At 32.7% G+C, this 11,653-nt stretch carries 10 protein-coding genes, 16 tRNA genes and 2 rRNA genes; 1 reads left to right on the plus strand and 27 read right to left on the minus strand.

What is annotated here, in order from left to right; all coding sequences use genetic code 11:
- Positions 1–829 precede the first annotated feature (829 nt).
- From F9279_RS24080 to F9279_RS24110, 9 genes are all read right to left on the minus strand, one after another.
- Positions 830–2,209 carry a PD-(D/E)XK nuclease family protein gene (locus F9279_RS24080; protein WP_193224702.1) on the minus strand — a complete coding sequence of 460 codons (1,380 nt, stop codon included), beginning with the start codon at positions 2,207–2,209 and terminating at the stop codon, positions 830–832.
- A gap of 132 nt (positions 2,210–2,341) precedes the next feature.
- Positions 2,342–2,500, minus strand: coding sequence for a hypothetical protein (locus F9279_RS25430; RefSeq protein ID WP_193224703.1), 159 nt, complete (start codon positions 2,498–2,500; stop codon positions 2,342–2,344).
- Positions 2,501–2,894: 394 nt separating this feature from the next.
- A tRNA-Leu gene (locus F9279_RS24085) sits at positions 2,895–2,973 on the minus strand.
- A 136-nt stretch (positions 2,974–3,109) separates the two neighbouring features.
- A complete protein-coding gene (locus F9279_RS24090; RefSeq protein WP_226793897.1) occupies positions 3,110–3,826 on the minus strand; it encodes a hypothetical protein in 717 nt (238 codons plus the stop codon).
- Between the two features lie 12 nt (positions 3,827–3,838).
- Complete coding sequence (locus F9279_RS24095) at positions 3,839–4,645, minus strand: hypothetical protein (protein WP_152116660.1); 807 nt, start codon at positions 4,643–4,645, stop codon at positions 3,839–3,841.
- Positions 4,646–5,128: 483 nt separating this feature from the next.
- Positions 5,129–5,947: a replication/maintenance protein RepL gene (locus F9279_RS24100; protein WP_193224704.1), complete on the minus strand. Its 819-nt coding sequence runs from the start codon at positions 5,945–5,947 to the stop codon at positions 5,129–5,131.
- Positions 5,948–6,023: 76 nt separating this feature from the next.
- A complete protein-coding gene (locus F9279_RS25435; protein WP_193224705.1) occupies positions 6,024–6,197 on the minus strand; it encodes a hypothetical protein in 174 nt (57 codons plus the stop codon).
- A 6-nt stretch (positions 6,198–6,203) separates the two neighbouring features.
- On the minus strand, positions 6,204–6,575 hold the full coding sequence (locus F9279_RS24105; protein WP_152116661.1) for a hypothetical protein: 372 nt from the start codon (positions 6,573–6,575) through the stop codon (positions 6,204–6,206).
- 838 nt (positions 6,576–7,413) lie between these two features.
- Positions 7,414–8,103, minus strand: coding sequence for a hypothetical protein (locus F9279_RS24110; RefSeq protein ID WP_152116662.1), 690 nt, complete (start codon positions 8,101–8,103; stop codon positions 7,414–7,416).
- A 162-nt stretch (positions 8,104–8,265) separates the two neighbouring features.
- On the opposite strand from F9279_RS24110, the gene F9279_RS24115 reads away from it, so the two are divergent.
- Complete coding sequence (locus tag F9279_RS24115; RefSeq protein ID WP_152116663.1) at positions 8,266–8,613, plus strand: helix-turn-helix domain-containing protein; 348 nt, start codon at positions 8,266–8,268, stop codon at positions 8,611–8,613.
- A 148-nt stretch (positions 8,614–8,761) separates the two neighbouring features.
- On the opposite strand, the gene F9279_RS24120 is transcribed toward F9279_RS24115, so the two are convergent.
- From F9279_RS24120 to F9279_RS24205, 18 genes are all read right to left on the minus strand, one after another.
- On the minus strand, positions 8,762–9,712 hold the full coding sequence (locus F9279_RS24120) for a tyrosine-type recombinase/integrase (protein WP_152116664.1): 951 nt from the start codon (positions 9,710–9,712) through the stop codon (positions 8,762–8,764).
- A 162-nt stretch (positions 9,713–9,874) separates the two neighbouring features.
- Positions 9,875–9,956: transfer RNA gene (locus F9279_RS24125), tRNA-Leu, on the minus strand.
- A gap of 22 nt (positions 9,957–9,978) precedes the next feature.
- A tRNA-Leu gene (locus F9279_RS24130) sits at positions 9,979–10,064 on the minus strand.
- 36 nt (positions 10,065–10,100) lie between these two features.
- Positions 10,101–10,174: transfer RNA gene (locus F9279_RS24135), tRNA-Cys, on the minus strand.
- A gap of 14 nt (positions 10,175–10,188) precedes the next feature.
- A tRNA-Gly gene (locus tag F9279_RS24140) sits at positions 10,189–10,263 on the minus strand.
- 5 nt (positions 10,264–10,268) lie between these two features.
- Positions 10,269–10,343: transfer RNA gene (locus F9279_RS24145), tRNA-Gln, on the minus strand.
- Between the two features lie 51 nt (positions 10,344–10,394).
- Positions 10,395–10,470, minus strand: a tRNA-His gene (locus F9279_RS24150).
- A 16-nt stretch (positions 10,471–10,486) separates the two neighbouring features.
- Positions 10,487–10,560, minus strand: a tRNA-Trp gene (locus F9279_RS24155).
- Positions 10,561–10,567: 7 nt separating this feature from the next.
- Positions 10,568–10,651: transfer RNA gene (locus F9279_RS24160), tRNA-Tyr, on the minus strand.
- A gap of 8 nt (positions 10,652–10,659) precedes the next feature.
- A tRNA-Phe gene (locus F9279_RS24165) sits at positions 10,660–10,735 on the minus strand.
- A 29-nt stretch (positions 10,736–10,764) separates the two neighbouring features.
- Positions 10,765–10,841: transfer RNA gene (locus F9279_RS24170), tRNA-Asp, on the minus strand.
- Between the two features lie 3 nt (positions 10,842–10,844).
- Positions 10,845–10,918, minus strand: a tRNA-Met gene (locus tag F9279_RS24175).
- A 9-nt stretch (positions 10,919–10,927) separates the two neighbouring features.
- Positions 10,928–11,003 (minus strand) — tRNA-Val (locus F9279_RS24180).
- An 18-nt stretch (positions 11,004–11,021) separates the two neighbouring features.
- Positions 11,022–11,096, minus strand: a tRNA-Glu gene (locus F9279_RS24185).
- A gap of 15 nt (positions 11,097–11,111) precedes the next feature.
- Positions 11,112–11,203: transfer RNA gene (locus tag F9279_RS24190), tRNA-Ser, on the minus strand.
- A 4-nt stretch (positions 11,204–11,207) separates the two neighbouring features.
- Positions 11,208–11,282, minus strand: a tRNA-Asn gene (locus tag F9279_RS24195).
- A gap of 12 nt (positions 11,283–11,294) precedes the next feature.
- Positions 11,295–11,411, minus strand: a 5S ribosomal RNA gene (gene rrf, locus F9279_RS24200).
- Positions 11,412–11,532: 121 nt separating this feature from the next.
- Positions 11,533–11,653, minus strand: a 23S ribosomal RNA gene (locus F9279_RS24205); the annotation flags it as partial.

Raw genomic sequence — 11,653 nt, forward strand, 5'->3', positions numbered from 1 at the left:
AGATACATATTCTTTATACTCTTGTGAAAAGTGCTTTCCCATATTTTGAACACGTCCTTTTAAATGATAGTTTTATTATAATAAATTCTCATTTATACGTGTCCACTTTTTAGACTAACTCTAATTCTAAGGAAATAGGCGTAATTCTCCGCCTATTTCCGTTATTTTTCATGGAAGGAACGAAAATAAGAGGATTTCTACGACTATTTTTCTAAAAGCGGTCTATTCCAAATTCTCAATGGTACGAAGCAGCATACATATTTCATCGCTCTTTTGATTTTCTACTATTTCTATATTTGAATAGATGAAGTACATACAAAAACCCCCTTGTTCTCCATTGATGCTACGTTGCTATTTTCGCAATTTGTCCATAGACATTTTTGTTTTTCAACAGTATGCAAGCCACTTACAGTATTTTGTAAGTGGCTTGTTTTTATTTCTTTAATCCTATGAATGTGACCAGAAGATTTTCTTCCGCAATCAACCGATTGTGGAGATTCATTATCTATTGAATAGTATTGTTGTATTGTCTATAAAATCCACTCTGTAAATCGTATTTTTTGTTCGTTAATTAAATTTCTCCACTTCCACCAAAATTGCCTAATGATCTGTAACACATTTACTTCTTAGGATATCATCGTTAAAACCTATAGTGTAAATATTGATGAAAAGAATGCTATTTACAGGATTGAATGTTAAACAATCCTTAGAACTATTGTACTTAAAAATGTTTTCAATACTCGAAGTTGTTACTGTGATGTTGAGCATTCTATTTCTAGCACAAAAGGGTAGCCACTGCTTAAAGTCCCATTTGAGATCTTATGTCTTCTTAAAAAGGTACTGCGACACTATTCTCTAATAATGGAGTCTCTACCCCTACGCCTAATTTTTTAAATAGTTTAGCAATGGTTTTCATACCACTTTCAGGATTAATTTTGGTTTCAATGTAGTAAGTTTCACCCGTTATGATAGATTCATAGGTATGAATGGAGGCAAACTTTTTTCTGTTTTTATGGATAGGTTGTAACGCTATGGCATAACGATTTCCTCTGTCTCCGCCTCCTAGGATAAATCCTTCTTCAATAAGCTGGCGCAGAGGGAGATTATGCTCTTCAATCCATTGTAAAGTCTCTTTCCAAAGTTCTGGAACAGATTTTCCATAAATAAAAGTTTCTTTTCCTTCATGTTTGAGGAGCATTTGTAGCTCGTCCCATCTTTTAATAATATTTCTTTGGAATCCAGTTGAAAAATTCCATATCTCTTCAACATCATTTTCCTCGTTAAGGATCCATTTGATCGTTCTAAATACTTCACCATAAGTATTGTTCACAACAGTGCTGACATAATTCCTTTCAACACTGTCCTCTTCATTTGATATTTTCGTTATCGCTTTAAACACATCTTCAAAGCGATCATAAATGGAACGAACTAGGGTTCGCTCTTCTTCAATTGTAGCTAATTGTTCCCGTTTTCCTTTATAAGGCATCCGTAATGCATCTACATATTGTTGAATAATAGGTTTGGCGTAAATACTTAAATCTGGATTTTCCAGGCATGGCATTAGAACAATGTCCACTAGCTGCTGATAGTCGATTCCAAACCATTTGGAACTGCCAAAAGTGGCTTCATTTGATTCTTTTATTTGGCTTTTTGGTACTAAACCTACAAGCATATACGTTTCGTCTTTAAACTTCTCTTCAAATTTTCTTAAATATTTATTGCATTGATTTACATCCACCCTAGCATATACCTTTTGCTCGATAGCAAGGATTAACTTTTTTTCCTTGCCTGGGTCTTTTTCATCGACGATATTTACCTTAAAAAAGACATCAAGCCTTCCTTTGTCGTCGTTTTTCTCTATTTCTTCTATGGATTCCTGCTCATCGATATCAAGTTTGTTGATATCCTTGTCGGCAATAACCTCAGGATTTCTAAATTGATTGACATTCAACATGGCTAAATCGGTAATATCGTCAATATTTTCTTCAGCGGATTCGGCAATAGCCATTAAGAATCTCTGAAACGGATAATAGCCTAACATATGTCTTTCTGTGGGATCTAGAAGCCAAGATAAAAATCTTGAATGCCAAGTTTCTAAATGAGTAGCCCCAACAACATGAAAGACATTCGGGCGATCAATCAGGAATTTTAAAGCGACAAATTCTTTGTCCATCGTTAGTTCATAAAGCATTCTTTTAAGTGATTTCATTATGTATACCTCCATATTTTAATGATTTGGGAAAATCATCTTATTACTATTGATTATAACGAAAAAGGTATACTGAAATGGTATACCTTTTCGTTATATTGATCTTTTACTTTTTCAACCTTTTCTATTATCTCATCCACAAAGGTTTGTAGTGAAATGATTTTCACCTTGCTTCCCCACGCAAGGATCAAAACCTTGAGTCCTGAGCCCAAGTAAAACTTGAAGAACTGCACACCATTTTGAAAGAGCATCCACTCCTGCTGCCTGTCCCCCTCGTCTATGATAGTTCATCAAAGAATAATGATTCTTCTCCTTTAATTATTACCGTTTCTTCCAAGCTGTTTTGCTGTAGCCAGCTGATAAGAAAATCTGCATTATCCCATTCTGTTCGGAACGAATAAGTACTTTACTAAGAGTGTTATATCTAAATTAAAATTATCTACATACATCTTCTCTTCTTTTATATTATGGCTAATTCACCTTTATCGAGATTATTTTTTCTTCTAGCCAATTCCTATTCCCCTTTTTAAAGTGAACATGATTAGAAGCTATTTTGTTGTGTCTATATATATTAAAAATAACGCAAAAAAACATCTCTACATTAACTGTAGAGATGTCTTTTAAACGTTCATATTACTTAATTCTTTGTAATTGAAGGTCTAAACTTTCAATCGAGTTGGTATACCGGTGGTCGGGGTCGAACCGACACTCCAGAAGGAACACGATTTTGAGTCGTGCGCGTCTGCCAATTCCGCCACACCTTTGATATATCAACATTCTCATGAAAACTAATCAATGCTTATCATATAATTGTACATACGATTAATTATATACCTTTAATAATAAATTAATACTATATACGTAAAATGTCAAAGATTAATGGATGTACGTTTACTTAGATTAAATAGTTTTATTAAGAATTTCTAATACTTTATCTGAAATTTGTAAAAGTTTTTTATGTTCGAGATTCCTTCTTGAAAAAATTACACCCCTTTTACTTAGAGATACTTTCACATTACCACTTTCAAAATCATCATCATCAATTAACAATTCTATATTAGATAATCTCGCACCCTTAGTCCTCTTAAATTTATCCCAATCTGGGCCAAGATTAACCTTATCCCCTTGTAACATTACATTACTTAAATTAGGTAAATTCAGTTCACTAAACCACCCAGAAATTATTTTTATATCCGGAGCGAATGTTACAATCTTTTCTACTGCCTCTATAAGGTCAACTTCTATAGGTTCGCTTTTAATAGCCGTTTTCTTTTTCAGCCTAGCAAAAGCAGATTGAATATAATCTGCTTTAACAGTTCCAATTGAATAAAGAAAATCCTTTTTAGTTTGATTCTCATATACCGTTGCTTGCATAACACGCATAATTTCTTTGAAATCTTTACCCCATAATTTCCCACGTATTTTATATTTTTGACTATGTTTTATAATATAACGATTATAACCATTAATATTTAATTTCATATCTGTACCTTTGTAAAACTTTGTTTCTGCTACATCACTACTTCCCTCAATGACTATTTCTTCTTTCCCTACTATTGTTTCATCTATTTGTTCAGGAAAATCAATTATTTTATTAACTGTTAGAATGCTTGCCATCATTTTCACCCTTTAACTAATTAATACACTCTTTAATGCCTCTAAAGAATTGGAAAAATCACCTTTATTTTGAGATGTCATGGTTATTCCATAATTTGAATTTATAGTTATTATTGTGTTCTCATTACAATCGATTTGTATATTGGAGTGATTTAGTTTATATTTCCTTGCACTTAATAAAACACCTATCTTTTCCAAATCAAATTCAGTATTGTTCTTAGATATTGTAAGATTTATTTTTGTGCTAATAATTTTATCTTTTAGGATTTTTTCTAAATAAGTATTAATCATAAAAATTATATTTCTTTCTACAATTCGGTATGAGGATACACCATCAACAGATATATTCCAATAGTTTAAATTAGAATCTCTCTCGGAGGAATAATCTATTGTTTTATCAAACTCAACATTAGCAGCAAGCGCTCGATGAAAAATTTTCATTTTATTTTTATTTGTAAAATTCACCTTAAATTTATTGCTTTTGAAATTATCGAAATTTTCTACAGATTCCGAAAAATATTTAAATAGGTCTTCAACCTTAATCTCCTTTGGTGCACAAAGCGAGATCTCAAAACGATAATCTAATTGCCAGAAATTTAATCGAAGTAGTACAAAAATAATTGCCCTTCTGAATATGGGTATTTTTTGAAAAATCAATGCTACTAAAGCAAAAATAATACCAAGTAAAGTTAATCCGTCTGTGTTCAGTAATGATCTATAGGTGAAATTCTCATTTAAAAAAGTAGCTGATAAAAATGAAAATGTTAAAAACAAAATCGAAATTACGTAAAACACATTATCAATAAGTTTCTTAACCACATCTTCACCCCCATAAGAATAATAACAGATATTTGTAAAAAAATGTTGAAAAATCAGTTATTTTGTTCCACTTCAAATATCTATACCATGTAAAAAACGTCATTTTAAATAGTCGTTATTATAAGTGAATTTTTCCCTAACTTAACCTATAATCTTTTATACAATCACCTTCTCGACTAATATTATCAACTGCTTCTGTCGAGGTTAGATGATTAAATCACTAATCTTTATCAGAAGAACTAACTTGTTGACTATGTGATAAAGAAAAGTGATTTGATTTACTATGTAATTACATTTTCATTAGCAAGGAAAAATTGCTTGTGCAATGAACAATGTATTTTCAGATGATTATATTGGTTTAACAAAGATATAAGAAGAAATTTATACCTAAAGGGGAGTTCCCCCTTACTCCCTCAAGGGATTTAGGCACTTTTCAAAGGGTGCAAAAAGGTTACCTATTAAGCCAAAAAGGGTGCAAAAAGGTTACCTATTTTTTGGGGAGAATGGAGAGGAAGCAAACATACTTTTTAATGTATTATCGGGTTGTCCGCTTTTTCTGTAAAATATGTATGGATTTAAGGTAATAAAAGTATGCCTTTTATCTTCTCCAATTGATTCTCTGATAATTCCCCCCTTTCTAAGCCCTCTAATTAAAGTTTGAATCTTATTTTTATGTATTCCAGTTATTTCTGCAATAGTTTGTATATTTAAGTATTGTATCTTCATAGGGTCTCTTTCGAATGGATTAATACAAATCATGTTTGTTTCTAAATGAACATATGGCAACAATTTATATAAAAATCCTAACTCATTTGGATTAATTGTCTTACATAAGTTTTTTAATGTTGTGGTAAATAACTTTATTACTTTTTGCTCATGTGATTTACCGCTAAAATGATACATTGGATTAATACGATATACACCATTAGTAACCTCTAAGATACCATTATTCTCTAAAGCCTTACAAAATCTTTTATTTGTATCTTTTGAAATACATAATGTTTTTTGAATATCCACTTTTTTAGTCATTTTCATGCCTTCCTTTCCTGTTAAGATACCATCCTCAAAATTCATAAAGCATTGTAAATGTAATAAATAACCCAAATGAACATTTGTTAAATTAGAAATAACCTCTGATATGTTTTCCATATTTGCAAAGTTAAAATGTCGGTTATCTTTTTTCTTTTCAAATTGCTTTTTATAACCTTCAATTTGCTTCTTACTTCTTACTTCATATTCTAACGGATTTACTATTAATCTTAATTCACCTTCTGAATTACAAATTATTTCAATTTCATTCATTCTTCCTCTACTCCTTTGTTTTGTAAATATATCTGTACAAACATTGCCCCTATTTATCTAGGAGACAATGGAAGTATTAAAATAGATATTTTTCTTGTTGCTTACATAGCTCAGAATTAGCTTGCATATCCTCATCAATTAAATAACGAAGATATTCGCTAACATTTAAATTGTTTAGCATTGCCTGTAACTTTAAATATCGAATTTGGCTTTCTTCCAAATACACTGATGTATGTTTTGTCTTTTCCATGTTCAATCACTCCTTTTCCATTTGTTCAATAGTTTTCTTTATTTGATTCCTAATAGTCTTTAAAACTTCTAAATCATGACCCGAAGCCATCAAATTTCTAATTAATATTTCCACCCCTTTAACATCTATTAACTTAACAATCTTTTGTTCAATTCTATAAAAAGCAAGATACTCATTTGTAATAGGACTATAACTAATTACCTCTAATAACTTGGATATTGAAATGCCAATTGCCAATGAAAATGAACACAAATCAATGTATAATCCTTTTTGATTACTATTTAGTGTTAATTTCTCTTTTCCTATTAAGACCTCTATTCCAAACTCATCATGCTTTTTTAATGGCTTTATTTCTTGCTTACTATTGATTAAAGTCATTGTTTATCCTCCTTATTTTTAATATATTCAACACACGTTTGGAGGGGATGTACAGTTTTTCCCCTTCCTTTTCCTTTCAATAAAAATAGACTACTGTACACAAAGGAGTTAGAAGTGAAATATGAAAAGAGGGAGTTTTCATATTCCTATTTATTAAACTTCTAGATCTGGTTAAAAATATGCCATTGTCATGCAGTAGCACTATCTATGTTATAGATTTAAGATTTTGCCTATAAAAATTTGCAACTTTATTTTATTTCCTATTACAGTGATTAGGAGAATACATTCATACAACGCCCTATGTAACCCCCTTATAAGACCAATAAAGCAAGAACTCATGTTGCCCTATTAACTTCTATTAACTTTTGATAACAGACAAAAAAAACCCCTAGAATAAACCTAGAGGGCATGTACAGTATAGTACTTGATTATGTTTAAATATAAAGCCAACTTTCCCCAAAAAATAAATCGTGGGGTAAGAAGTAAAGAAAGTAAAAGCATATTATTCAAAAGAATAAATTAACGTTTTTTATTACTATTTATGCTTATGTATAAATAATGATGATATTAACAAACTAGATAGCTATTAAACATATTAACCTACATATTTATATAAACTCTTAAATACAATTATCAGAATGAGTATAAACATGCATAGGAACAATTAACATTAATGAAGGGAGGGAGGGGGTAATTCAAATAAAAGCCACCCTCCGAACGAAAATCACAATATCGCTCCTACTGACATAAAACCTCGAAAAAACCACCATTTACCTTTTTTACGAACAATACCTTTCACATTTCAATAGATTTTTATACAAATAAAAAAAGTAGGCTATTAATCCTTTAAAGCATTATACTCAATAGATGTATTGCCCTTGTTTTCATGTGCATCACTTAAAGAGTTTAATTCGGAGTATATATCATATTTATCTTCTTCAATTTCATATTCAACTATTACTGTTCCATCTTCATTTAACTTCAATAACTTTACCTTTAAATCTCCACCTGTTAGTTTTAATATTTTTCCATAATCATACATCTCTTCAATTTCCTTTTCTTCACTGTTATTCCTTTTTTCTACTACCTCAGCCATTAGTGATTGACTATAATTATCAAAATTAGCGTTTTGCTCAGTCATAAAAAAATACGAGCCTTCCGTTAAATAGTAATCCTCTCCTTCTTTTAATGTTTCCTCGATAACTCTTAAATCCATAACTCCTTCAAATCCATCACTATCCATAACTTCTATTAATTTTTCATTCTTATGAACATCTTTTACTGAAACAACCTCACCTTTATTTACTGATGAAAATTTTTCTTTATTAGAAAGTTGTTTTAAAGCATCATTGTTATTTTGTTCAATATAATTGTTTACCTCTTCTAGTGTTTTTTTATCAACTGCTAATGGTGCATTAATGGTCACTATTACTTTTTCTCCATTATTAGGTATGTATAGACTATTATCACTACACCCAGATACTATAATTACAGATAAACCGAATACCATTACTATTTTCTTTATCATATTTAATACTTCCCCCTCAGGTTTCTACTATTTTTTTTACCTGTCATTCAAAATAATTATAATATATTAGTACTTATAAATATCAATTTAATTTTTAATACTTTTTTACATATTCTTTTGATAATCGGCATTGCCTACACTTTAAAGAAAGAGGTGGGGAAAATGTCCGATATATTAAAACTTGTTGGAGCAAAAATACTTGATTATAGAAAAGAAAAAGGTATTTCTCAAGAAGAACTTGGTGAACTTGCAGGATTTCATTTTTCATACATTGGTGGAGTTGAACGTGGTGAAAGAAACCTCTCATTAACTAATATTGGGAAAATTGCTGATTGCTTAGATGTTGACCTATATAAATTATTCAGTTATGTATCAATTAATAAAGAGGTATCTGAAAAAGAAAAAATTATACGTGATGTTTTAATTAACTTGATTGATAAAGAACCAAAAGAAATTAATATGATTAATAATATTATAGAAGAGATATTTGATACATTTTATGAGAAATAAAACGAAAACATTACCTTTGTATTACTACTTCTTACCTTATAATTCCTTTAAATTATTTCAAAATAAATATAAATACAAAACTATTAAATTAAACAAAAAATAAGGGGAGTACATTAATTTTACTCCCTTTAATCCTAATTAATCAAAATTACCTTTTCCCTCTTCGCATACGTGGATTTTCTGTATAATTTGATAGAATACTATGTTTATCAAAGCCTTCTTTTAAATCCTCTGAATAAAGATTTACATAGTTTAAAGTCACATCAAGTGTTGAATGACCTAATAATCTTTGTAGCTTAAATGAGTCCCCTCCGCTTGTTATATAGTACTTCGCAAAGGTATGCCTAAATGCATGTATAGAAGTTTTTTCTACTCCTCTTTTCTTGTTATATCGAGCTATTGAATGTTGTATTGAATTTCTTGTTAATGGATTACCTAATTCATTTATAAATAAGTAATCATCTTTATTTAATCTATACATTCTTATATATTCTGTTAAAACTTTTACTAATTGTTCGCTTATGGGATTGTATTGAGCCTTTCTATTTTTGGTGGTAGTCAATATGATCATTCCATTATCAAAGTCTATATCTTGTACCATTAAATTAATAACTGTTTTAAGCCTGTTCCCTGTCTCTAATAGATAATTAACTAAGACCCAATTTCTATGTTCTACAAAACCACATTCTCTTATATTAGGTTTTTTAATTAACTTTTTTATATCTCCCTCAGAGTAGGGCTCTTTTTGTTCTTTGTCTGCTTTTATAAGTTTTATTTCAAATTGAATAAGGTAATTCTCTCGCATAGCAAAGTAAAGAAATGACCTTACTGCCCTCATATAGGTGTTAATAGTTGTTGCTTTTAACCCTTTCTTTTTTAACCACAGAATATATTTATCAACGTTTTTCTTTTCAACCTCTCTTACATAAACAATATCTATTTCCTTTAAAAAACGAAAGTAATGTACTAAGTTTTGGTCGTAAAATCGTATTGTCATTTCTGATAAGTTTTTGATCTTATTTTCTAACTGAAAATCCTCAAATAATTCTTCTAATGTTTTTTCTAATTCTTCCCTTTTCATAACTCTTACTTTAGCCATTTTAATCTCTCCTTTAAGATAAATTGTTCTTAAAGGTATTTAATTATCGTATATTATTGTCCACACGATTAGCATTTTACTTTAGTTCGGTAAAATACAAAAAAGCCAACACCTTGAATTACTCAAAGCATTGACTTTATTGGTTTTCTGATAAATTTTTTATACCGATGGTCGGGGTCGAACCGACACTCCAGAAGGAACACGATTTTGAGTCGTGCGCGTCTGCCAATTCCGCCACACCGGCGTGCTTATAATTTTTTTGGTAATGCCGAGGACCGGAATCGAACCGGTACGGTAGTCACCTACCGCAGGATTTTAAGTCCTGTGCGTCTGCCAGTTCCGCCACCCCGGCATGATACTATGTGAAACAAAAATTATAAACAAGTTATGGAGGCGGCAACCGGATTTGAACCGGTGATAAAGGTTTTGCAGACCTCTGCCTTACCACTTGGCTATGCCGCCATAATTTATATGATTGGAGCGGAAGACGGGATTCGAACCCGCGACCCCCACCTTGGCAAGGTGGTGTTCTACCACTGAACTACTTCCGCGCTAATGGCTGGGCTAGCTGGATTCGAACCAACGAGTGACGGAGTCAAAGTCCGTTGCCTTACCGCTTGGCTATAGCCCAATATAATTATATGTATAAAAATAAAAAAAGTGACTTACATTTTTAAATTAATGGGGCGAATAATGGGAATCGAACCCACGAGTGTCGGAGCCACAATCCGATGCGTTAACCACTTCGCCATACCCGCCATGATTTTAAAAAATTGGCAGGGGTAGTAGGAATTGAACCCACACCAAAGGTTTTGGAGACCTTCGTTCTACCTTTAAACTATACCCCTATAAAGATGGTGGAGGGGGACGGATTCGAACCGCCGAACCCAAAGGAGCGGATTTACAGTCCGCCGCGTTTAGCCACTTCGCTACCCCTCCGACATAAATGGTGGCTCAGGACGGAATCGAACCGCCGACACAAGGATTTTCAGTCCTTTGCTCTACCGACTGAGCTACTGAGCCATACTTATACTTAATGTTTTTTGTAAAAATGGCGGTCCGGACGGGACTCGAACCCGCGACCTCCTGCGTGACAGGCAGGCATTCTAACCAACTGAACTACCGGACCAGATTGCGGGGACAGGATTTGAACCTGCGACCTTCGGGTTATGAGCCCGACGAGCTACCAGACTGCTCCACCCCGCGATAATATTATGGTGGAGGATGACGGGATCGAACCGCCGACCCTCTGCTTGTAAGGCAGATGCTCTCCCAGCTGAGCTAATCCTCCATAAATTTGAATTGTTATTGGTGACCCATACGGGATTCGAACCCGTGTTACCGCCGTGAAAGGGCGGTGTCTTAACCGCTTGACCAATGGGCCATATTAAAGTTTAAATGGCGGAGAGCAAGGGATTTGAACCCTTGAGACAGGGTTACCCGCCTACACGATTTCCAATCGTGCTCCTTCGGCCACTCGGACAGCTCTCCAATATGGCTCCGCAGGTAGGACTCGAACCTACGACCGTTCGGTTAACAGCCGAATGCTCTACCACTGAGCTACTGCGGAATAATATGGTATGCCTGGCGACGTCCTACTCTCACAGGAGGAGAACCTCCAACTACCATCGGCGCTGAGAAGCTTAACTTCCGTGTTCGGTATGGGAACGGGTGTGACCTTCTCGCTATCGCCACCAGACTTTTTTTCTCAAGACATATATTATTATATACGCTTTTCGAGAACTTTTCAAGTGTAATTTTAAAAATTATTCCCTGAAAACTAGATTATGTTTAGAAGAAATTAGAACCGAGTAATCTTTTTAGTTAAGTCCTCGATCTATTAGTATCAGTCAGCTCCACACGTCACCGCGCTTCCACCTCTGACCTATCAACCTGATCATCTTTCAGGGATCTTACTAGCTTACGCTATGGGAAATCTCA

This window comes from Bacillus sp. B1-b2 (genome assembly GCF_009183415.1).
Taxonomy (GTDB): domain Bacteria; phylum Bacillota; class Bacilli; order Bacillales; family Cytobacillaceae; genus Niallia.

Bases quoted from the DNA above. Each gene is read 5' to 3' on its own strand.
- F9279_RS25430 (WP_193224703.1), bottom strand. From the start codon at position 2,500: ATGAACTATCATAGACGAGGGGGACAGGCAGCAGGAGTGGATGCTCTT.
- F9279_RS24080 (WP_193224702.1), bottom strand. From the start codon at position 2,209: ATGAAATCACTTAAAAGAATGCTTTATGAACTAACGATGGACAAAGAA.
- F9279_RS24110 (WP_152116662.1), bottom strand. From the start codon at position 8,103: ATGATAAAGAAAATAGTAATGGTATTCGGTTTATCTGTAATTATAGTA.
- F9279_RS24100 (WP_193224704.1), bottom strand. From the start codon at position 5,947: ATGAATGAAATTGAAATAATTTGTAATTCAGAAGGTGAATTAAGATTA.
- F9279_RS24120 (WP_152116664.1), bottom strand. From the start codon at position 9,712: ATGGCTAAAGTAAGAGTTATGAAAAGGGAAGAATTAGAAAAAACATTA.
- F9279_RS24105 (WP_152116661.1), bottom strand. From the start codon at position 6,575: ATGACTTTAATCAATAGTAAGCAAGAAATAAAGCCATTAAAAAAGCAT.
- F9279_RS24115 (WP_152116663.1), top strand. From the start codon at position 8,266: ATGTCCGATATATTAAAACTTGTTGGAGCAAAAATACTTGATTATAGA.
- F9279_RS24090 (WP_226793897.1), bottom strand. From the start codon at position 3,826: ATGGCAAGCATTCTAACAGTTAATAAAATAATTGATTTTCCTGAACAA.
- F9279_RS25435 (WP_193224705.1), bottom strand. From the start codon at position 6,197: ATGGAAAAGACAAAACATACATCAGTGTATTTGGAAGAAAGCCAAATT.